Raw genomic sequence first — 20,710 nt, 5'->3', positions numbered from 1 at the left:
GGGCGTTCCACCCTTTATGCTTTTCCAACCAGGGTAGGCGCGGGGGAGGGAAGGCCTAGGCCTCGTCTACGGTTTTTTCGTACAGGCCAGGGAAGCGGTCATCCGGATCGGTAACCGCTTTGATGGTGGCGGGAAGGTTGCCACCGTAGAGTTCTTCGAATTTTTCCCGGGAATAGAAGGCTTCGGAGTAGAGGGACTTGTGTCCGCCAAGCTCGTTGACCTTGGATTCAATGACGCGGTTGAAAGCGCCATTATTCGGGGCGGAAGGGTCGACGTGGTCGCCTTCTACGCCGGACCAAAAGCCAACATTGACCCAGGTCTGCCCGGGGCGAAGCGGGTAGAGCGGCCAGGGGTCGCTCGAGTTAGAGGCGAGGTCGCCGGTGCCTACTAGCTCTTCCACGCCATCGCGAAGTCGGATTGGACAGAGCCACACCGGCTGGATATCGGAAGCATTAAAGAACCAATGGAGGAATTCCGGCAGGTTTTCTGGAGTGACCTCGATATCTTGGACCACGCGTTCAGCACGTGGCTTGCCGTGGGGCTTTTTGATGAAGTTATATTCCAGCTCGTATTTGCGGTCGAGCCGGACCAATTTCCAATAAAAAGAACTGCGGCGCAATTCGCGCGGCCACACCTTGCGCACCTTCGGGTTCTGCGCGCCAAAGGCGCGCGAGCACCAGAACCAGTCGGTATCCCAGCGCCAGATATAGTCGCGGATGGTCAGGCGGTCGCGCCGGATGTCAGAGGCGTGCTGGAGGCTGCGGTAGTAAATCTTGTCCCGCGTGTAATCGGAGGTTGGGCCCTCCTCGTCGGTAAAGCGGGCGAAGACGAGGTAGGCCTCGTCCTCGGAGAAGACCACGCCGTCGAGGCCATGGACGGGCTCGCCGCGGTGCGTGTGGGAAGAGGCGACGTCGGCAAGCACGCGGCTCGCCTCCTCCACGGTGTGGAAACGCTCCTCGCGCAATTCCACATAGGCGGGCACGGGCTCTAACTCGATCTTCAGGCGCACCGCATAGCCCAGCGAGCCATAGGAGTTGGGGAAGAGACGGAAGAGATCCACATTCTGCTCGCGGGAGCAGGTAAGGATCTCACCCGTGCCGGTAAGCACGTCCATCTCGAGGACGGACTCGTGCGGCAAGCCATTGCGAAAGCTCGTGGATTCCACGCCCATGCCAGTAACCGCACCGCCCAAAGTAATGGTCTTAAGCTGCGGTACGACGAAGGGCATGAGGCCATGGGCCAGGGTGGCATCCACGAGGTCCTCATAGGTGCACATGCCCTGCACATCGGCCGTGCGGGCAACTGGATCGACCTCAATGACGCCGCTAAGGCCGGATACGTCGAGGCCTTCCTGCGCCTCGCTGCGGCTACGGAAGAGATTGGAGGTCTTCTTGGCTAGGCGCACGCGCTTTCCGGCCGGGACAGCACGGAAACTCGCCAGCAGCTTGTCGACGCCCTCTTGGTGCGCCGTCCATCCCACCGGCTCAATGGGCATGGCATCCACCGGTCGCGGTTGGGCAGCGGCGAGGCGTTCGCGCAGATTATCAATGAGAGTCATGGCACCCCTCCTTAAAAGCGGCTATCTTCCCACCAGCGGCGCTCAGGCACACCGGCGCGGGAGCCGGCCTCGCCCAGCTTGACGCCGAGGAAGTGATAAAGGTTGATGATATTGCGCTCAAAGCCCCATTCGGATCCGGCCATATAAATGCCGTAGAGGCGAGCGGTGGGTAGGCCCACGGTTGCGCAGGCCTCGTCCCAATTGTCCTTCAGGTTCTCGCACCAGTCATGCAGCGTGCGCATGTAATCAAACCGGAGGGACTCGGTGTGGATGACTTCGAAGCCATTATCTTGCATCGCCTTGGTGACATTGCCGGAGCCGGTGAGCTCGCCGTCCGGGAAGATATAGCGGTCAATGAAGCCGCCCTTGGGCGTCTTGTGGTTATCCGGGTAGGTGATGTTGTGGTTGAGCATCAGGCCGCCCACCTTCAACTTGCCATGGAGGAACTTGAAGAAGTCATCGTAATTCTTTACACCGATGTGCTCGATAATGCCGATGGCGGAGATAGCATCGAAGCCCTCTTCGGTGATATCGCGGTAATCCATGAAGCGTACTTCCGCCAAGTCTTGGAGGCCTTCCTCCTCAATCTTGCGCTGGCCCCACTCGGCCTGTTCCTTGGATAGGGTGACGCCAATGGACTTCACGCCGCGGCGCGCCGCGTAGCGCACCATGCCGCCCCAGCCACAGCCCACGTCCAAGTGGCGGTCGCCCTCCTGGAGGCGCAGCTTGTCGAAGATGAGGCGGTATTTATTCTCCTGCGCTTCCTCCAAGGTGGCGTCTGGGGAAGGGTAGTAGGCGCAGGTATAGGTCATCGAATCGCCCAAGAAGAGCTCATAAAAGTCATTGCCCACGTCGTAGTGATCAGAAATGACATCAGCATCGCGCTGCTTCGAGTGCTTGGATAGGCCGTCGTGTAGCTTGCGGCGCAGCCAAGAGGCACGCTCTACCTCGGGAACAGGCTGGATCTGGAAGGCGCCCATGGACGCCAGCGAGCGCACCACGCGCGCCAGTGTCTTCGCATCCGGCTTTTCAAACTTGTCGTACATGGCATGTAGGGCGTCGAAGATGCCATAGGGGTGGGCTGGGTGATCGCCGTGGACCGTGATGCCGTCGGTGACATAGGCGCGGGCGAATCCCACATCGCCGGGATGGGTGGCTATAAAAGACAAGCCTTCAAGGCTGTTAATAGTCACCTTGTACTGGGCATCCTCCGGTCCGGTCGCGGATCCGTCGAAGGCTTCCCAGCGGAAGGGATTGGGGCTAGGGACAAATACGTCGATGATCTCAGCTACGGTCATCGGCGTGAATTTCTTTTTCATAAGTACTTCTTTCGAAAATAGTTGGTTCACACCAATAACGGCCTCGTGGCTCATGGGGCTGTGAGGTCGGAGACTTTACTAGGGGATTGCATGTGTGCAATACCCCCTCATGGTAAACCCCGAAGGCAAAACGTGCGAAAGAACAAGCAATGATGGTCACACTATTGGGTATTAATGTGGCTATGGGGGACAAGGCTGGTAGGGTTGTGGGGTCATAAGTGTTCAACCGTCCCTGAAAGAAGCCTAAGATTCCCCTTAGCTGTCCAGCTTAAGGGGTGCGGTTTCCTAGGGGCAGATGAGTTTCCACCTCCGTGTATGAGCGCGAAACCCTCCCTAGATTTCGCGTTCGGCAGCGGTAGGCCAGGAGGATTTTGTAGTGTCCGCCATTATCCAGGCTTTTAAGGATGCCGACCTACGTAAGAAGATCATCTTCACCATCGTGATGGTCATTGCGTACCGCGTCGGCGCACAGATCCCGTCCCCGGGTGTTGACTATGCGTCAATTGCTGGCCGCTTGCGCCAGCTGACCGAGCAGTCCGGAGACCTTTACTCCGTCATTAACCTCTTCTCGGGTGGCGCGTTGCTGCAGCTGTCGATCTTCGCCATCGGCATCATGCCGTACATTACGGCCTCGATTATCGTGCAGCTGTTGACCGTGGTCATTCCCCGCTTCGAGGAATTGAAGAAGGAAGGCCAGTCCGGTCAGGCCAAGATGACCCAATACACTCGCTACCTGACCTTGGCGTTGGCGTTGCTACAATCCTCCGGCATCGTCGCACTGGCAGACCGCGAGCAGCTGCTGGGCCAGGGCGTACAGGTCTTGGCAGAAGACCGTAACTTCTTTACCCTCATCGTCTTGGTAATCACCATGACGTCGGGCGCCGTGCTGGTGATGTGGATGGGCGAGCTCATCACCGAAAAGGGCATTGGTAACGGTATGTCCCTGCTCATCTTTGCCGGCATTGCTACCCGCCTGCCTACCGATGGCGTGAGCATCATGCAGAACAACGGCGCACTCGTCTTTGCCATGGTCGTTGCTGGCTTGGTTGTCCTCGTTGTGGGCATCACCTTCATCGAGCAGGGCCAGCGCCGTATCCCGGTCCAGTACGCCAAGCGCATGGTTGGCCGCCGTCAGTACGGTGGTTCCTCTACCTACCTGCCGCTGAAGGTCAACCAGGCCGGCGTTATTCCGGTCATCTTTGCCTCCTCCCTTATCTACATGCCGGTGCTCATTACCCAGATCGTGAACTCTGGCTCCGCCGGTACCCCCGATAACTGGTGGCAGCGCAATGTCATCGCACACCTGCAGGCGCCATCGTCCTGGCAGTACATCGTGCTGTACTTCGTGCTGACTATCTTCTTCGCTTATTTCTACGTTTCGGTTCAGTACGATCCGGCGGAGCAGGCGGATAATATGAAGAAGTACGGCGGCTTCATCCCGGGTATTCGCCCGGGCCGTCCGACCGCGGAGTACCTTGGTTATGTGATGAACCGTCTGCTGTGCGTGGGCGCCCTGTACTTGGCAGTTATCGCCATTTTGCCGAATATCCTCTTGGATCTCGGTGTGGGCCGCGCTTCTGCCAGCGGTACCTCCGCCTTTGGCGGTACGGCCATCCTGATTATGGTCTCTGTCGCTTTGACTACGGTCAAGCAGATCGAGTCCCAGCTACTGCAATCCAACTACGAAGGACTACTTAAGTAATGCGTCTTGTACTTCTAGGACCTCCCGGTGCCGGCAAGGGCACCCAGGCAGCTATCCTCAGCGAGAAGCTAAACGTTCCGCATATCTCCACCGGCGACCTCTTCCGCGCCAATATTGGCGAGGGCACTCCGCTGGGTGTGGAAGCAAAGTCTTATATCGATGCAGGCAAGCTGGTACCTACCGACGTCACCGCTCGTATGGTCGAGGATCGCCTCAACCAGGACGATGCCAAGAATGGCTTCCTGCTGGACGGCTTCCCTCGTACTACCGAGCAAGCAGACATCCTGGAAGAGCTGCTGTCCAAGAAGGGTGAGAAGCTCGACGGCGTGCTCAACTTCGAGGTATCTGAGGACGTAGTTGTCGAGCGCATGATGGCTCGCGGCCGCGCCGACGATAACGAGGAGACCATTCGCACCCGTCTCGGTGTATACCGTGAGGAGACCTTCCCGCTCATTGAGCACTACGGCGATGCCATTATCCCCATCAAGGCCGAAGGCACCGTGGAGGAGATCAACGCCCGTGCGATGGAAGCACTGGGTAAGTAAGCATGGCTTTTCGACGCCGCAGTAAGCGCATCCCCGCCCGTACCCCGGGTGAGCTAGACGCCATGCAGGCCGCCGGCGAGATCGTCGGTAAGGCACTGCAGGAAGTCCGCGCTGCTGCGGCGTCTGGCGTATCTACCATCGAGTTAGATGCAGTGGCCGAACAGACCATTCGCGATGCCGGGGCTTATCCCACTTTCAAGGGCTACGAAGGCTTCCCGGGCTCCATTTGCGCTTCCGTTAATGATGTCATCGTCCACGGAATCCCAGACCAGGAAACCGTCCTCGCCGAAGGCGACCTAGTCTCCATTGATTGTGGTGCTACGCTCGACGGCTGGGTCGGCGATAGCGCCTGGTCCTTCGCCGTGGGCGAGCTCGCCCCAGATGTCGAAGCCCTCAATAAGGCCACCGAGTATGTCCTTATGGAGGGCATGCAGGCTATGGTTCCAGGCAATCTGCTTACCGATGTCTCCTATGCCCTCGAACAAGCCACTCGCCGTGCTGAGGAGAAGTTCGGTGTGGAGCTTTTTATCGTCGATGGCTACGGCGGACACGGAATTGGCCGCACCATGCATGAGGAACCGTACCTAGCCAACGAAGGCCGGCCCGGACGCGGCCCGCTGATTCAGGAAGGTTCCGTACTGGCCATCGAACCCATGCTAACTTTGGGCACAGAGGATTCCGCCGTCTTGGAGGATGACTGGACGGTCGTTACCCTCGATGGTTCCTTTGCCGCCCACTGGGAGCATACGGTGACCGCCACCGCCGATGGTCCCCGTATTCTCACCCGTCGCTACTGACACATATTCCCCAATATTGCCTGTTGTACTAGGCAGATACCCCCCGAAAGGTTATACTCACAGCTATGTCTAATTTTAGCTTCCGCAAGTTCCGTGCCACGGTCGCAGCGCCCGCAGTCGCTAGCGTGATGGCCTTGAGTGCCACCGTTGCGGCTCCTGCCGCTACTGCCCAGGAGGTTCCTAACCTGGATCAGCTCCGCTCCAAGGCAAACTCTGACCTCGCACAGCTCTCTTCTCAGTCCGGCCTAGATAGGCTCACCGCTGATGCAAAGGCACAGCTGGATAATTTTTACGGCCAGACCCGCGAGCAGGCGTGGAACACCCGCAACCAGATTTTGGACCAGGCGGAGAAGTTCTCTCCTGAGCTGGCTCCTAGCGTTCAGACTGCGGTGGATGGCGCCGTTGAATTCCTCTTCCCGGGTCTGATTGCTCAGAAGAATGAGGAAGCACGCAAGGCTCGTGAGGCTGCGGCCCGCGCTAATGCCGAGCGCGTTGCCGCTGAGAAGGCTCGCTCCGAGGCTGCCGCACGTAAGGCGGAAGCGCAGCGCCGCGCCAACGAGTTTGACCGTGGTCCGTGCCCTGCGGACGCCAAGGTTTGTGTTGACTTGAACGGTCGCCGCACCTGGCTGCAGGACGGTGGCAAGGTCTCCTATGTCTCCCCGGCAATGTCGGCTGGCATGCAAGGTCAGGAAACCCCACGCGGCACCTTCCACGTCACCCGCAAGGTAGAGCACGAAATCTCCCGCGAGTTCAATAACGCGCCGATGCCGTACTCCATCTACTTCACCAACAATGGCCACGCTTTCCACTTGGATGACCCGGCCGTTGACTCCAATGGTTGCGTACACCTGCCGCCGGACGCTGCAAAGCGTTACTGGGATAACGTGCAGGTCGGCGATAAAGTATTCATTTACTAAAGTCTCCCGCCACTGCGCTAATTGATTCCCCCGCGTTGGTTCTCCGTGAAGGAGGGCCGGTGTGGGGGATTTCTTCTCTCTGGCGGTCTTAAAATGCTGACTGTGGGCACAAGGCTAGGGGAGAGAGGGAATCGCATAACTCGACGTCGAAAAGCGCACTGGTTTGGAAAACGTGTCGCTGCAGCGTATGCTGTTAAGTCGGTGTATTACGCCAGTGAGACTGGCGCAGATACGCCACCGCAGTAGACAACAAACATGCAGGTGACGGCACACTTGTCCGTCGCCAGAAAAGTAGAGGTTATGGCTAAGGAAGGCGCAATCGAGGTAGAAGGCCGCATTATCGAGCCTTTGCCCAACGCAATGTTCCGTGTCGAGCTCGACAATGGACACAAGGTTCTTGCACATATTTCTGGCAAGATGCGTCAGCACTACATTCGCATCCTCCCAGAGGACCGCGTGGTTGTAGAGCTGTCTCCTTATGACCTGACCCGTGGACGCATCGTCTACCGCTACAAGTAAAAACTGTAAGCCTCCTCACCCAAGGGTGAACCTGTAGGTTCACCCTGTCCACCTCAGGCTACGGTGGCCTGAGCCCACACTGGTAAGTAACCCAAGGATTCCCGGCACGGTCCGGGCGAAGCGTTGCATGGAGTGGGACGGATGGGGAGAAAACCGCCGTAACAACCCGAAAGGACACGCCATATGGCACGTCTAGCTGGTGTTGACCTCCCACGCAATAAGCGTATGGAGGTCGCTCTCACCTACATCTACGGCATCGGTCCAACCCGTGCCAAGGAACTGCTAGAAAAGACTGGCATTTCTCCTGACCTGCGCACTGACAACCTGGATGATGACCAGCTGTCGGCGCTCCGTGACGCAATTGAGGCTACCTGGAAGGTTGAGGGTGACCTCCGCCGTCAGGTTCAGGCTGATATCCGCCGCAAGATTGAAATCGGTAGCTACAAGGGTCTGCGCCACCGTCGTGGCCTGCCTGTACGTGGCCAGCGCACCAAGACCAATGCGCGCACTCGTAAGGGTCCGAAGAAGACGATCGCAGGAAAGAAGAAGTAATTCATGCCTCCAAAGACTCGTTCCGGCGCGCGCCGTTCCGGCCGTCGCGTCGTAAAGAAGAATGTGGCTCTCGGCCACGCATATATCAAGTCCACCTTCAATAACACCATCGTCTCGATCACCGATCAGACCGGTGCTGTTATTTCCTGGGCATCCTCCGGCCACGTTGGCTTCAAGGGTTCCCGTAAGTCCACTCCGTTCGCCGCTCAGATGGCAGCTGAGAACGCTGCCCGTAAGGCAATGGATCACGGCATGAAGAAGGTTGACGTATTCGTCAAGGGTCCGGGCTCCGGCCGTGAGACCGCCATCCGTTCCCTGCAGGCCGCAGGCCTCGAGGTTTCCTCGATCACGGATGCCACCCCACAGCCGCACAACGGCTGCCGTCCGACCAAGCGCCGCAAGGTTTAAGGGAAAGGAAGAGGTAAGAAAATGGCTCGTTACACTGGCCCCGCTACCCGCGTATCCCGCCGTCTTCGCGTCGACTTGGTCGGCGGAGATATGGCATTCGAGCGCCGCCCGTACCCACCGGGACAGGCTGGCCGCAACCGCATCAAGGAATCTGAGTACCTGCTGCAGCTCCAGGAGAAGCAGAAGGCAAAGTACACCTACGGTGTGCTGGAGCGTCAGTTCCGTCGCTACTACGCAGAGGCTAACCGCCTCCCGGGCAAGACCGGCGATAACCTGGTTATCCTGCTCGAGTCCCGCCTGGACAACGTAGTTTACCGTGCAGGTCTGGCACGCACCCGCCGCCAGGCTCGCCAGCTTGTCTCCCACGGTCACTTCACCGTGAACGGCAAGAACATCAACGTTCCTTCCTACAAGGTCACCCAGTACGACATCATCGATGTCCGTGACCGCTCCAAGAAGATGGAATGGTTCGAAGATGCTCAGGACGCCCTCATCGATGCCAACGTACCGGCATGGCTGCAGGTTGTTCCTGATACCCTGCGCATCCTCGTGCACCAGCTGCCCGAGCGCGCTCAGATCGACATTCCGCTGCAGGAGCAGCTCATCGTCGAGCTTTACTCGAAGTAAACTGTTATTCCGCGAGGCCTTTAATGGCCTGGCGGAGAACCAGGAATCTTCGAACCCGAAGATTTTTACCCCTCTACCGGCGTCAAATAGCGGTCGCCGAAAAGGAGAATTTCAATGCTCATTTCCCAGCGTCCTCAGCTCACCGAGGAATTCATCGACTCGTCTCGTTCCAAGTTCGTCATCGAACCGCTCGAGCCGGGCTTTGGCTACACCCTCGGTAACTCGCTGCGTCGTACCCTGCTGTCTTCCATTCCGGGTGCAGCAGTAACCTCCATCAAGATCGATGGTGTTCTCCACGAGTTCACCACCATCAACGGTGTGAAGGAAGACGTTTCTGAGATCATCTTGAACATCAAGAGCATGGTGCTTTCTTCCGACTCTGATGAGCCGGTAGTTATGTACCTGAGCAAGGAGGGCCCGGGCGATGTCACCGCGGGCGATATCCAGCCGCCGGCTGGCGTGGAGATCCACAACCCGGATCTGCACATCGCTTCCCTGAATGACACCGCCAAGCTGGACATTGAGCTCGTCGTCGAGCGCGGCCGTGGCTACGTCCCAGCCGCTCCTACCTCCGGTGAGATCGGCCGTATCCCGGTCGACCAGATTTACTCCCCGGTTCTGAAGGTCTCTTATAAGGTCGAAGCTACTCGTGTTGAGCAGCGCACCGACTTTGACAAGCTGACCATCGACGTCGAAACCAAGAACTCGATCTCCGCACGCGATGCACTGGCTTCCGCCGGTGGCACCCTGGTCGAGCTTTTCGGCCTGGCTCGCGAGCTGAACAACGCTGCCGAAGGCATCGAGATCGGACCCTCCCCGCAGGAGACCGAGTACATCGCTGCTTATGGCATGCCGATCGAAGACCTGAACTTCTCCGTCCGCTCTTATAACTGCCTGAAGCGTCAGGAGATCCACACCGTGGGCGAGCTCGCTGAATGCACCGAGTCCGACCTGCTGGATATCCGCAACTTCGGCCAGAAGTCGATCAATGAGGTAAAGATCAAGCTGGCTAACCTGGGCCTGGCTCTCAAGGACACCCCTGAGGACTTTGACCCGACCCAGCTCGAGGGCTACGACGCAGAAACCGGTGACTTCAAGGACCCGGCTGCTGAGGATTCCGAGTAAAGAACCCCGCTGACTTGCGGCAATTACCTAATTGCCGCGCGCTCAACTTTTACCGCATACGAGGAGTACACAATGCCAACCCCTAAGAAGGGTGCCCGTCTCGGCGGCTCCGCCAAGCAGCAGGCTCACATGCTGAGCAACCTGGCAGCCAGCCTGATCGAGCACGGCGCTATCAAGACCACCGATGCTAAGGCGAAGGTTCTTCGCCCGTACATCGAAAAGATCATCACCAAGGCTAAGTCCGGCACCGTTGCTGACCGCCGCGCAGTGCTGAAGCTCATCCCGCGCAAGGATGTCGTTTCCTACCTGTTCGACGAGGTCGCACCGAAGTTTGAGAACCGTGAGGGTGGCTACACCCGCACCATCAAGCTGGACAACCGCACCGGTGACAATGCCCCGATGTCCCAGATCTCCCTCGTTCTTGAGGAGACCGTGACCTCCGAGGCTAACCGCGCTACCCGCGCTGCCGCTTCTAAGGCCGCCGAGGCTGAGGAAGCTAAGGCAGACGAGGCTGCAGAGACCGAGGCACCTGCTGAGGAGACTGCAGCTGAGGAGTCCGAGGAGAAGTAATTCCCCTTCGGCCTTAGCGCTTTGCCGCCGCCTTTCCCACTTGTGGGAGGGCGGCGGCTTTTTATGTCTGCACTCTTCGGAACGGTGCACGGGGAGCTGGGCCCGGCTCTGGTCAAGGGAAGCGCCTCCGGTAGCATGAATCCCACCATGACTGTTGCAGCATCTACCACCGCAGAAGGGCCGGCAGACGGGTTCGTGCGCCTGCGCTTGGACTTGGCCTATGACGGAACGGATTTCCACGGCTGGGCGAAGCAAAAAGGCGGTCTGCGCACCGTGCAAGGCGTGCTGGAAGAAACACTCGCGATGATTGCCCGCGCCGAGGTACCGCTAACGGTCGCCGGCCGGACGGACGCCGGCGTCCATGCGCGTGGCCAGGTCGCCCACGTGGACGTTCCCAAAGAGATGCTGGAGCAGCGCTCAGTGGCGGGGGAACCGGGGAAGCTGGTGCGTCGGTTAGCAAAGCTTTTGCCTGAAGACGTGCGGGTACATAGCTGCGAGTTTGCGCCCGCGGGCTTTGATGCGCGTTTCTCGGCGTTGCGCAGGCATTATGTATACCGGATTACTACCAGCCCGCGGGGCGCTTTGCCGACGCGTGCGCGGGATACCGCCGAGTGGATAAAGCCAGTGGATATCGATGCGATGCAGGAGGCCGCCACCGCGTTGGTAGGCCTGCATGACTTCGCGGCCTTCTGCAAAGCTAAGCCGAATGCCACGACCATTCGTGAGCTGCAAGAGTTCTCCTGGCGGGATATTTCAACGCCCGAAGAACCGGAGCTTTTTGAAGCCCGCGTGAGCGCCGATGCGTTTTGCTGGTCCATGGTGCGATCCCTGGTGGGGTGCTGCCTGCGCGTAGGGGAGGGGCGCCGCGATGCCGACTTCGCCGCAGCGCTGCTCCACGAGACCAAACGTTCCTCCAGCATCCCCGTGGCTCCGGCGAAAGGGCTTTCTCTGGTGGCCGTGGATTACCCGGCGGCGGATCAGCTGGCCGCCCGCGCCGAGGCTACTCGGGAACGGCGCAGCGCCGACTAGCTTTCCAGGTGGCGGTAGGAGCCTACCTGGGATAGCCTGTGTGCTGGGTGTACACAGACTTTTCGGGGGAAAATCATGGCACGTCCGCTGCCTACTACTAAGGCCCAAGTTTCGGGGCATAAATTTCTGCGCCGCCGCGTCGAGCACGGGCTCGTATTGGGCGATATCAGGATGATTCATGATCCTTTGGCAAGGCGGCGCAAGGCCCTGCTTTTCGGCGGAGTGGGCGTAGCCTTCCTTGCGGTGGGCTCCGGCATGCTCGCATGGCTGCAACCGAGCCCACAGCCGGGTGATGCGCCCATCGTGCGCTCGAAGCAAGGCCAGCTATTTGTGGATGTCAATGATACCTACCACCCAGTCTTCAACTTGGCTTCTGCGCGCATCATCGCCGGTCAGGCTGCCGAGGCTCAGGCGATAGGGGATGAACACCTGCACGACGCGCTTCTGGGGTCCCCGGTAGGGATCGCGGATGCCCCGGGGTACCTTGCGGCTGCCAGCGAGACTCCGCAGCAGCGCTGGGCGGCCTGTTTGGCAGGTAAAGAGGAGTCCTCAGGGGCGGAAAACCCGACTAGCATCGGCGGCCACCAGGTTGCTGCACAAGAGGTCATCGTGCTTGCCGAGCCCGACCAGGAAGGCCTAGGGCCGGAGCGCGCCGCATTGGTGGAGACCGAAGGCACGCAGTGGCTTATTACTCAGGACGGCCGGGTGGCGTTGCCTGATCCCTCTAGCACCCAGGGGCGTGTGGTGCGTCGCGCGATTGGTGTGGACGACGGCACCCACGCCTGGCCCATGCCGCCTGAGCTGCTCAATGCTTTTGCGGAGTTGCCTCCGCTGAATTTTCCGGCGCAGCCGCCGGAGGTCGTAGACACAGGCCAGGGCCTATGGGCGCGCACACCCGATGGCGTCGCCGAGCTTACGCCCACGCAGGCGCAGATGCTTATTGGATTAGGCGCCAAGACGGCGACATCCACGGCCCAGGAGATTGCTGCGCTTGCCGACGTCCCCTTAAACCTCAACCTTCCCTCCACCACTTTCCGCTTTGTGAGCCCAGACGATGGTTGGATGTGTGCGAGTAATGAGGGCGGCGGGGAAGTGGTACCTGCCCAAGCAGGTACCGTAGCCTTGGCTGGTGAGGCGGTGGCGCAGCGCTTTGGTGGTCTCAACGGCGGAGGCGTAGGAGTAGATAGCGGTCATGGCTACCACGTGGTTGCACCGACGGGTCAGCGGCACGAGGTCAAGGATAAAGAGACCTTAGAGGCGCTGGGCACTGGTGTAGGCGCGCGGGTGCCCTGGGAGATTCTGCGTTTGCTGCCGGAAGGCTCGGCGCTTAGCCGGGAGCAGGCGCTGCAGGTCAGCTCTTAGACCACAGCCCGCGCCACGTTGCCCACGCGGCTAGCGCCAACGCCAACCCGCCGAGTACCCATGCACTGTGCATAGGTGCGCGTGATGTGCTCTTTTCGGCGGGGCGGATAGCCATTGCTCGGGTATCTCCGAGCGTGGATGATTCCACGTGGGTGAGCACCGTGAGCGGGTCGACGAATCCGTGTCCCGGCTCCGCGGCGTCTTCTAAGCGTTTACGCAGGGCGGCCGGGCTGTCATCGGGGAAACGCTGCGCCAGTAGGGCCGCCGTGCCGCTGACTACCGGCGCGGCAAAGGAGGTGCCGTGAAATTGGGACGTGCCGTCCGTGCCCTCTTTGCCGTCGGCCCATCCGCCGGCGGGATTGAGCGCGAGTGGTACAAATCCTTGCGCAGCCAGTTGTGGGCCATCCGCCGAACTCAGAGAGTAGTCAGCGAGCTCGTGCGAATCCGCTTGGGCGCTTACTGAGAGCACTGTGGGCGAATCCGCTGGAAATACTCGGTCACCCATCTCGCAGCTACCGGAAGAAGCGTTGCCGGATGCGGCAATTACCACGGATCCAGATTCTTCCGCATGTGCTAAAGCACCGTCCAACCGGGAAGTATCCACCTGGGCGGCCACATCCGGCGGGACGCAAGAAACAACGGAGATATTGATGATGCGGGCGCCGCCATCGGCGGCGTCATCAATCGCTTGGGCCAAGGTATCTAGCGAGCCGGTGGTATTGTCTTGTCGCTCTTGGCGATAATGCGCGCTGGTTTGGCGCACAGCGTAGATTTCCGCCCGTGGCGCGATACCAATATCGTGGCCGGCGATGATACCGGCTACGACGGTGCCGTGCAGGTCGCAGTCGCGGTGCGGCTCCGGTTCCTCCGGCGCGATAAGGTCCGCGCCGCCGCTGAGGTGCCGCAGCTGATCGTGGGTAGCCACGCCGGTATCGATAACGGCAACCTTTACGCCCTCCCCGGTGGCAAAGGAGTGCAGACGGGCGCGGTAGTTGAGCTGATCCTCGCTAGGTTGGGGCGAAAGCGGTGAGGAATGCGCGATTGCGCATTCGCGGTCCGGTTCACGTGCGGTCGCATCGGGAGCGGTTACTAATGCCGCAGCACCTAAGGTAACGGGAAGTATTGCCACAGCTATGCAAGCAAGAAGCGCCGGGCTTATCCACAATGTAGTAGGTAGACTGCGCATCATCCGATACCCCTGATGAGCATGAAAACGCCGGTTAGGTGGGCGGCGAGTGGCAAGCTGGCGGCAATAGCTAGGGATTCGATGCGCTCAAACCAAGCGATGGTGGTGGGTTCTAGCCCCGCCACCTTGGACGCCCACAGCGGGGCACTAATCATAGCGATGAGAACGAGACCGGAAATCAAGGCTGGTGCCCAAGCATGTGCGAGCCCGGAATCTACTATCGCGTGGGTGGCACAGAGACAAGTAGCCAGGCACGCGGCAATTGCCAAAACCATGAGTGCCCAACTGGCTAGCGCACGACCGTGCCGGGAGGCGTGCATAATTACGGCACCCGCGGAAGTAACACAGAGTGCTTGGACGAAGCCCGCGCCGGAGCCCTCAGTTCCAAAAAGCACCGAAATGTACTCGGTGAAAGAATCAGGCGCGCCATGGGTCGGCGATAGGGCCGGACCACTGCCTGTAAACGAGAGAGCGATGAGCGCCGGAATAAGACAGAGTGACAGGCCGCAGCACATTCCCTCGTAGGCGCTGCTGGCGCGGCACGCGCGGCTATCGACATCCGGCTGGCTAGCATCGGATACCGCAAGATCTTGGCCGGCCGTGGGCAGCTGCGGAACCTTGAGGCCAGCAGTAGCAATGCTCAATGCAGGGGCAGTGGCCAGCATAATAATGCCGGCGATGATGACACAGGCAGCGGCCGCCGTACCGTGGCTGGCGTGTAGTCCTGCCTTTGGTCCAGGCAGCAGATACCCCAATGCCGCGATGAAGATGAGAGCCGAGACAGTGAGTGCCGCAGAGCTGGTGCGAACCGTGCTTAACCCGGTGACGTGGCAGGCAAGTAGCACGATGAGCAGGGTGAAACAGGCGGTAAATGCGGCAAAAGGCGCCTCATCCAGCGAGGGCGAAATTATCACCCAGCCGCACGCCATGCTGGCCACCAAGCTAAGGTGCACCAGCGACAGGACACGGATCCACAGGGCGAGCAAAAGCGCTCCTGCGGCCAGCGCCGCCCACGCCGCAAGGGGAAGGGTGCTAACCCAGAGCAAAGCGAAGGCGGCAAGTAGCCCTCCCCACGCCCAAACAACAGGAAGGGCAGCGGTAGTATCCTCCTCGGCCGCGGCGGCAAGCGATTCTGCTGCATCTCGAATCACCGGCGCAGGGCGGCGCTCGCGCGGACTAATAACCAGGATGGCGCCTTCGGTAAGTGGAGTGGCGGCCAGCGGGGCGGTGAGATCGATAGCGCGGCCAGAAACAGTACTGGCGCGCCAGGGCTCGGAAATCGTGGGCGCATCCACTAAGTCCGTGATTTCAGCCAAAAGCTCGCCCACGCTGGAACTCAACGGTAGTGCCACGTCCGCCTCTTTGTGGAATGTACCGGCGTGAATGCGGATGGTAAGGCGCAGGTGGTGCGCTGTAGCAGTAGTCATTATTCCCCCGAAAGTCAATGGATTGTGGGCGTCCCCCTTGCCCAATGCCACATATTGTGGCTTACTAGTGGCGACGTGTCCACCGCAGCGCGAGGAATCTTGGCAGGGGGCTAAGGGCGCTGGCGCGTGGCTCGGGGGAGGTTACCTAAGCATGCTTGGGATCGGGGATACCCGTGTAATTGAGCCGTTGACCATGCCATTGCGGGATGCTGCACCGCCGCTGCCCACCGGGAGCATTGAGGCCGAGGAGGTCCCAGAGGCAGTACGCCCACAACCGGTACCGCTGGTGCGGCTGCTCCTTCCGGTGGTGATGATTGCGGCGATGCTTGGCATGGTCGCCCTTATGGTGCTTGGTGCGGGAGATTCCCGGCAGATAAGCCCGATGGCCTTGATGTTTCCGCTGATGATGCTGGCGAGCATGGCGATGATGTTTGGGCCCAATAACAGCGGGCAGGATCCTGATGAAACCCGACGCACCTACCTGCGCCACATCAAAGCCTTACGGGAAAAGGCCCTATGCAACGCTTCTGCGCAGCGCGCACATGAGAACTATCGCCACCCCGCACCGGAAGAGCTTAGCGCGCTGATAGGCTCGCGTCGCATGTGGGAGCGCGGCCCCGATGACTCGGATGCCCTCGAGGTACGCGTAGGAACTGGGCCTACCACGCTGTGCACTCCCATCAACGTGCCGGATTCTGGAGCCACCGAGGACTTAGACCCAGTGTGTGCAGTGAGCATGCGCCAGACCATCAAAGCGGTGGGTACCGTGCCCGATATGCCGGTGGTTATTCAATTGCAGGCTTTTCGCTTTCTTTCTGTTTCCGGTACGGCGTCGACGCGAGGTGAAGAGCCTGCGGATCCCGCCCGCGATATGGTGCGCGCTATGGTCCTCCAGATGGCATTGGCGCATGGCCCAGAAGCTTGCGGCATCGAGGCTCGTGGTGGGCCGTGGGAATGGCTAAAGTGGCTGCCCCACGCTCGCACGCCGGAGAAGGCACGCTTTCGCATCCTCATTGTCGATGGCGTGCTGACTACGGGCACCGAGGATTTTTTCCACGATGATTCTTACACCACCATCATCGAGGTCGCAGGGGCGCCGTCCTCGGCGCTGGGGGTACGTGCCGAGCACGAAGGCCTAAGCCTGGTGGCAGGGGAGCACTTGCAGGTAGTCACCGCAGCCGGGGTGGAAGAACTAGGGGCTCCCGATGGAATGAGCGTGGCCGCTGCGACATTGCTTGCGCGCAGCATGGCTTCCTTTCGCCGGCCCGATAGCACCTCTGGCCGCCATGGAAGTGACCTCATGGGCCTTTTAGGCTATCGCGACGTGGAAGAACTAGCGGCCAGCGGCATGTGGCATGGCCGAGAAGGCTCGGCGCGCCTCATGGTGCCCGTCGGCATCGATACGGTCGGCCAACCCGTCACGGTGGATCTTAAGGAATCTGCCCACGGTGGCATGGGCCCGCATGGCCTGTGCATCGGCGCGACCGGCAGCGGCAAGTCGGAGCTCCTACGCACCCTCGTCACCGCGCTTGCAGCTACCCATAGTCCGGACGAGCTGAACCTCGTACTGGTGGATTTCAAAGGCGGCGCTACTTTCTTAGGATGTGACCACCTGCCGCATACCTCTGCAGTGATTACTAACTTGGAAGAGGAATCTACGCTGGTAGAGCGCATGTACGATGCCATCTCCGGTGAGATGAACCGCCGCCAAGAGTTGTTGCGCACCGCCGGAAACTTCGCCAACGTCAGCGAGTACAACGCTTCCGCCGCTGCAGTACGCGAGCACGGGCCACTGCCCGCCTTGGTCATTGTTGTTGACGAGTTCTCGGAGCTTTTGGGCCAGCACCCTGATTTTGCGGAACTTTTCGTTGCCGTTGGCCGCTTGGGGCGCAGTCTCCACGTGCACCTGCTTTTAGCCTCTCAAAGACTTGAAGAAGGCCGGTTGCGGGGGCTGGATTCCCACCTGTCCTACCGAATCGGGCTAAAAACCTTCTCTTCGGCGGAATCCCGTCAAGTATTGGGCGTGACCGATGCCTACCATTTGCCCGGCCAACCCGGCGCGGGCTACCTCAAGTCTGATGCCGAGGCGTTGATTCGTTTCCAAGCCTCCTATGTTTCTGGGCCCGTGCCGCGCCGGGCGATAGCTGAAGCTCATGGGGACGGACCCGCCGTAGCCCGCGGCCGCGTGCAGTTCTTTCGAGGTTGGGCAGAGGAGGAAGAAAGCACTAGCCCTGTGGTTGTTCTCGATGACACCACCACTGTGCTTAGCGAGGTCGTGCGTGCCGCGGCAGAAGAAGCCCGATTGCGTGATCAATCGGCGCACCGTATCTGGCTGCCGCCGCTACCACCGGTCATTGAGCTATCTGCATTACCCGGACTGTCTAGCGGAGCGGACGTGGGCGCCTCGTCGTCTGTTGCAGGTAACGGGACGCTGCTGGCTCCCGTCGGCATTATTGATAGACCGTATTACCAACGCCAAGATGAGCTGATAATTGATTTCCACCAGCACGGCGGGCACATGGCCTTATGCGGCGGCCCGCAGTCAGGAAAATCAAGTGCGCTGCGCACCATCGTCTCGGCTCTGGCGCTACGGCATAGCCCCAAGGCGGCACGCTTCTACGTCATCGATTTGGGTGGCGGTCAGCTAGCGTCTCTGGAGAGACTGCCCCACGTTGCCGGAGTTGCCGGGCGTGAGGAGGGGGAAAAGGTGCGGCGCATTGTGGACGAAGTAGCCGGTCTTGTTCGCCGCCCGGAACAGTGCGCAACTTTCCTCGTCATCGATGGCTGGCACCACATTGGCACCTCCAGCGCGGAGTTTGAAGACATAGCGGAGAAAGTCACAGAGATAGTCGCCGATGGCGCCTCTGCCCACGTGCATGTCGTCATTGCCACCTCGCGGTGGACCACGATGCGCCCCGCTATCCGCGATCTCATAGCGAACCGACTTGAGCTGCGCCTTGGTGAGTCCTTGGATTCGCTTATTGACCGCAAGTTGCAGCAGAAGCTACCCAGCGCGCCGGGCCGCGGGCTCACCTTGGCCGGAGAGAATATGCTCCTAGCTCGCACATCAAACCAGGACATCGCCCACATTTGCCGCGTTCATACCGCAGCCGATCCAGTTCCGCAACTCAAGATGCTGCCCGCGGTACTCACCCCGTCTGCCCTTGCTACTCAAGGGGAAATTCCCGACGGCGAGATCGCCTGGGGCATCGGCGGACGGGATCTCGATCCGCTGACGTGGAATCCATCGCGCGAGCCGCACCTAGTGGCAATAGGAGCGCAGGGTTGCGGCAAGTCCACCTTCTTGGCACAAATAATGCGCGGTATCTGCGCCTTCGCGCGGGAAGACGCTCGCCTTGTGGTCATCGACCAGCGGCGGGCCCACTTGGGAACTTTGAACCAAGACATGGTTGCCGCTTATGCCGCAACGCAGACAAGTGCACAAGAGACCATTCTCGATACTGTCCGGACACTGGAATCCCGCCTGCCGGGCCCGGATATTACCCCAGCGCAGCTCGCCGCACGAGACTGGTGGAAGGGCCCAGATATCTACTTAGTCATCGACGATGCGGACCTGCTGAGCGATATTGCCCTTTCACCGCTCCTGGAGCTACTCCCGCACGCCCGCGACATTGGCCTGCATCTCATCGTCGCTCGCAAGTCCGGTGGCATTGGCCGCGCCCTTTTCGGCCAATTCTTCTCTGCAGTGCGCGATCTTCAACCAGCGTTGCTGCTTTTCGACGCCGACCGGGACGAAGGCACCATCTTTGGCCTTAAACCCAGCCAACAACCACCCGGCCGCGGTCAGTGGAGCATCCGGGGTGAAAACCTCGGCGTCGCCCAAGTGGTGTACCCAGAAGGAGAGAAGTAAATGACCACCAACCTCAGCGCGAATTCGCATACCGGCGCCCCAATCACTGACGGTGGGGAGACTAACGCTGTACCAATTACCGTCACGATCCTAGACGCGGCCACCATTTTTGAAGGGCCTGATTCGGTATACCGCTACGACCTGCCGGGTACCGGCATCGTGGAAGGTTGGGCTTTGGGGCAGGTCATGGATCAGATTTCAAAGTTGGCCGGGCCGTCCTGGCCCGACGTGGAAGCTTGCGTGGTGGCAGACTCGTCCGGCACGGACATTGCGCAGGAGGCCACCACCATTGTCAGCCGGCAATTGGAAGTCACCGGGGTGCGGCTCATTGACCCAGAACCAGCTATCTCCTCGTTAGCTACGTCAACCTCATTTGGAACCCCTACTCATCCGGCTACGGAGATTGCGGAACCAGCTTCTCCCACCAGAGTGATGGAAGCGCCAGCCTATGATGAGCCAGTAACACCAAGCTGGTCCGACCGGCTGCGCGGTTGGCTCGGGGCTATTGATATCTTCCACCTCGCAATTGCAGTGGTCATTATTGCCGTTGCCGGAGCTTCCTGGTGGGCTATCGGCGCACGAGATTCAGCAGACAGTGATGCCGCCTCAGGTGATTCCCGCCCACAACCACGCGCCGCACAGCCGGGCCGCGACAGCGCAATGGAATCCGTGCCCAACTCGCCAGAGTCCAGTGCCGTGGATACTGCAGAACCAGGTGGTAACGAATTAAATCCAGGGGAGAAGCATCTAGATATTGAGGGGATGTTTGTGGTCGTTCCCACCGGGTTTCATACCAAGGTAGAAGATGGGTTGGTTACCGCCACCGGGGAGGATCCGAACCTGCGTATCCTATTGGCGGCGGATGAAATGTTTAACGTTCCGGCGGATGCACTTTTTAAAGAAATCCGCGCGCAGGTCGACGAAGACCCGGCGCTACGCGATGCCACCGATAAGGCCGGGCGCCTGAGCTATACCGAAGACCCAGGGGACGGCTCTTTGGTGGAGTGGACTACCTGGGAAGACCGTGGGCATCAGATGTCTGTGGGGTGCCATACCCGCCACAATTCCAATGCTGTGCAAAAGGCAGCCTGCCGCATGGCTACGGAAAGCCTGGTCAAAAAATAGTCTTAAAAACTTTGCCCCAGGCGGGAACCGTTTGGTGGAAAGTTCAGTCCAATAAAGATGAGAAAGCACAG

Annotated in this window: 18 protein-coding genes; 14 read left to right on the top strand and 4 right to left on the bottom strand. The window is 59.9% G+C overall.

What is annotated here, in order from left to right:
* Window positions 1-55: 55 nt before the first annotated feature.
* Entirely contained in the window at window positions 56-1,558 is a 1,503-nt protein-coding gene (locus QP904_RS03810) for an FAD-binding oxidoreductase (protein ID WP_239208139.1), read from the bottom strand.
* Between the two features lie 11 nt (window positions 1,559-1,569).
* A complete protein-coding gene (locus tag QP904_RS03805) occupies window positions 1,570-2,877 on the bottom strand; it encodes a class I SAM-dependent methyltransferase (RefSeq protein WP_239208138.1) in 1,308 nt (435 codons plus the stop codon).
* Between the two features lie 376 nt (window positions 2,878-3,253).
* On the opposite strand from QP904_RS03805, the gene secY reads away from it, so the two are divergent.
* The 12 genes from secY to eccB all read left to right on the top strand — a co-directional run bounded on the left by secY (window position 3,254) and on the right by eccB (window position 13,030).
* Window positions 3,254-4,579 (top strand): preprotein translocase subunit SecY, encoded by a 1,326-nt coding sequence (gene secY, locus QP904_RS03800; protein WP_284835566.1) that lies wholly within the window; start codon window positions 3,254-3,256, stop codon window positions 4,577-4,579.
* A complete protein-coding gene (locus QP904_RS03795) occupies window positions 4,579-5,124 on the top strand; it encodes an adenylate kinase (protein WP_023020592.1) in 546 nt (181 codons plus the stop codon). The genes secY and QP904_RS03795 overlap by 1 nt, the downstream gene beginning before the upstream one ends.
* A gap of 2 nt (window positions 5,125-5,126) precedes the next feature.
* Window positions 5,127-5,921 carry a type I methionyl aminopeptidase gene (gene map / locus QP904_RS03790; RefSeq protein ID WP_200288265.1) on the top strand — a complete coding sequence of 265 codons (795 nt, stop codon included), beginning with the start codon at window positions 5,127-5,129 and terminating at the stop codon, window positions 5,919-5,921.
* Window positions 5,922-5,986: 65 nt separating this feature from the next.
* A complete protein-coding gene (locus QP904_RS03785; protein WP_284835565.1) occupies window positions 5,987-6,838 on the top strand; it encodes a L,D-transpeptidase in 852 nt (283 codons plus the stop codon).
* A gap of 300 nt (window positions 6,839-7,138) precedes the next feature.
* Window positions 7,139-7,357 carry a translation initiation factor IF-1 gene (gene infA, locus QP904_RS03780; RefSeq protein ID WP_004566852.1) on the top strand — a complete coding sequence of 73 codons (219 nt, stop codon included), beginning with the start codon at window positions 7,139-7,141 and terminating at the stop codon, window positions 7,355-7,357.
* A gap of 183 nt (window positions 7,358-7,540) precedes the next feature.
* Complete coding sequence (gene rpsM, locus QP904_RS03775) at window positions 7,541-7,909, top strand: 30S ribosomal protein S13 (protein WP_005322765.1); 369 nt, start codon at window positions 7,541-7,543, stop codon at window positions 7,907-7,909.
* A gap of 3 nt (window positions 7,910-7,912) precedes the next feature.
* Window positions 7,913-8,317, top strand: a complete 405-nt coding sequence (gene rpsK, locus QP904_RS03770) for a 30S ribosomal protein S11 (RefSeq protein WP_005322764.1) — start codon at window positions 7,913-7,915, stop codon at window positions 8,315-8,317.
* Between the two features lie 21 nt (window positions 8,318-8,338).
* Complete coding sequence (rpsD, locus tag QP904_RS03765; protein WP_005322762.1) at window positions 8,339-8,944, top strand: 30S ribosomal protein S4; 606 nt, start codon at window positions 8,339-8,341, stop codon at window positions 8,942-8,944.
* Between the two features lie 114 nt (window positions 8,945-9,058).
* Window positions 9,059-10,069 carry a DNA-directed RNA polymerase subunit alpha gene (locus QP904_RS03760; protein WP_005322760.1) on the top strand — a complete coding sequence of 337 codons (1,011 nt, stop codon included), beginning with the start codon at window positions 9,059-9,061 and terminating at the stop codon, window positions 10,067-10,069.
* A 72-nt stretch (window positions 10,070-10,141) separates the two neighbouring features.
* Window positions 10,142-10,639 carry a 50S ribosomal protein L17 gene (rplQ, locus tag QP904_RS03755; RefSeq protein ID WP_023020595.1) on the top strand — a complete coding sequence of 166 codons (498 nt, stop codon included), beginning with the start codon at window positions 10,142-10,144 and terminating at the stop codon, window positions 10,637-10,639.
* A gap of 135 nt (window positions 10,640-10,774) precedes the next feature.
* On the top strand, window positions 10,775-11,668 hold the full coding sequence (truA, locus tag QP904_RS03750; protein WP_200289069.1) for a tRNA pseudouridine(38-40) synthase TruA: 894 nt from the start codon (window positions 10,775-10,777) through the stop codon (window positions 11,666-11,668).
* A gap of 75 nt (window positions 11,669-11,743) precedes the next feature.
* The gene (gene eccB / locus QP904_RS03745) at window positions 11,744-13,030 is read left to right on the top strand and encodes a type VII secretion protein EccB (RefSeq protein WP_200288263.1); all 1,287 of its coding nucleotides are present in this window, start codon (window positions 11,744-11,746) and stop codon (window positions 13,028-13,030) included.
* Here the strand turns inward: eccB and QP904_RS03740 are convergent.
* Both QP904_RS03740 and eccD read right to left on the bottom strand, forming a co-directional pair.
* A complete protein-coding gene (locus QP904_RS03740; RefSeq protein ID WP_284835564.1) occupies window positions 13,020-14,159 on the bottom strand; it encodes a S8 family serine peptidase in 1,140 nt (379 codons plus the stop codon). The two genes, eccB and QP904_RS03740, sit on opposite strands and share 11 nt — an antisense overlap.
* Before the next feature lie 56 nt (window positions 14,160-14,215).
* Window positions 14,216-15,643 (bottom strand): type VII secretion integral membrane protein EccD, encoded by a 1,428-nt coding sequence (gene eccD, locus QP904_RS03735; protein WP_200288262.1) that lies wholly within the window; start codon window positions 15,641-15,643, stop codon window positions 14,216-14,218.
* A gap of 151 nt (window positions 15,644-15,794) precedes the next feature.
* On the opposite strand from eccD, the gene eccCa reads away from it, so the two are divergent.
* Window positions 15,795-19,514: a type VII secretion protein EccCa gene (gene eccCa / locus QP904_RS03730; protein ID WP_284835563.1), complete on the top strand. Its 3,720-nt coding sequence runs from the start codon at window positions 15,795-15,797 to the stop codon at window positions 19,512-19,514.
* Window positions 19,515-20,639, top strand: a complete 1,125-nt coding sequence (locus QP904_RS03725; RefSeq protein ID WP_200288260.1) for a type VII secretion-associated protein — start codon at window positions 19,515-19,517, stop codon at window positions 20,637-20,639.
* Window positions 20,640-20,710 lie beyond the last annotated feature (71 nt).

Origin of the sequence: Corynebacterium nasorum, from assembly GCF_030229765.1 — a bacterium.
Classification (GTDB): Bacteria; Actinomycetota; Actinomycetes; order Mycobacteriales; family Mycobacteriaceae; genus Corynebacterium; species Corynebacterium kefirresidentii.
This window is presented reverse-complemented; position numbering and strand designations above follow the sequence as displayed.

What these genes read in the sequence shown, in the direction of transcription:
- QP904_RS03810 (WP_239208139.1), bottom strand. Translation starts at nt 1,558, where the DNA reads ATGACTCTCATTGATAATCTGCGCGAACGCCTCGCCGCTGCCCAACCG.
- QP904_RS03805 (WP_239208138.1), bottom strand. Translation starts at nt 2,877, where the DNA reads ATGAAAAAGAAATTCACGCCGATGACCGTAGCTGAGATCATCGACGTA.
- QP904_RS03795 (WP_023020592.1), top strand. Translation starts at nt 4,579, where the DNA reads ATGCGTCTTGTACTTCTAGGACCTCCCGGTGCCGGCAAGGGCACCCAG.
- map (WP_200288265.1), top strand. Translation starts at nt 5,127, where the DNA reads ATGGCTTTTCGACGCCGCAGTAAGCGCATCCCCGCCCGTACCCCGGGT.
- QP904_RS03785 (WP_284835565.1), top strand. Translation starts at nt 5,987, where the DNA reads ATGTCTAATTTTAGCTTCCGCAAGTTCCGTGCCACGGTCGCAGCGCCC.
- infA (WP_004566852.1), top strand. Translation starts at nt 7,139, where the DNA reads ATGGCTAAGGAAGGCGCAATCGAGGTAGAAGGCCGCATTATCGAGCCT.
- rpsM (WP_005322765.1), top strand. Translation starts at nt 7,541, where the DNA reads ATGGCACGTCTAGCTGGTGTTGACCTCCCACGCAATAAGCGTATGGAG.
- rpsK (WP_005322764.1), top strand. Translation starts at nt 7,913, where the DNA reads ATGCCTCCAAAGACTCGTTCCGGCGCGCGCCGTTCCGGCCGTCGCGTC.
- rpsD (WP_005322762.1), top strand. Translation starts at nt 8,339, where the DNA reads ATGGCTCGTTACACTGGCCCCGCTACCCGCGTATCCCGCCGTCTTCGC.
- QP904_RS03760 (WP_005322760.1), top strand. Translation starts at nt 9,059, where the DNA reads ATGCTCATTTCCCAGCGTCCTCAGCTCACCGAGGAATTCATCGACTCG.
- rplQ (WP_023020595.1), top strand. Translation starts at nt 10,142, where the DNA reads ATGCCAACCCCTAAGAAGGGTGCCCGTCTCGGCGGCTCCGCCAAGCAG.
- truA (WP_200289069.1), top strand. Translation starts at nt 10,775, where the DNA reads ATGAATCCCACCATGACTGTTGCAGCATCTACCACCGCAGAAGGGCCG.
- eccB (WP_200288263.1), top strand. Translation starts at nt 11,744, where the DNA reads ATGGCACGTCCGCTGCCTACTACTAAGGCCCAAGTTTCGGGGCATAAA.
- eccD (WP_200288262.1), bottom strand. Translation starts at nt 15,643, where the DNA reads ATGACTACTGCTACAGCGCACCACCTGCGCCTTACCATCCGCATTCAC.
- eccCa (WP_284835563.1), top strand. Translation starts at nt 15,795, where the DNA reads ATGCTTGGGATCGGGGATACCCGTGTAATTGAGCCGTTGACCATGCCA.
- QP904_RS03725 (WP_200288260.1), top strand. Translation starts at nt 19,515, where the DNA reads ATGACCACCAACCTCAGCGCGAATTCGCATACCGGCGCCCCAATCACT.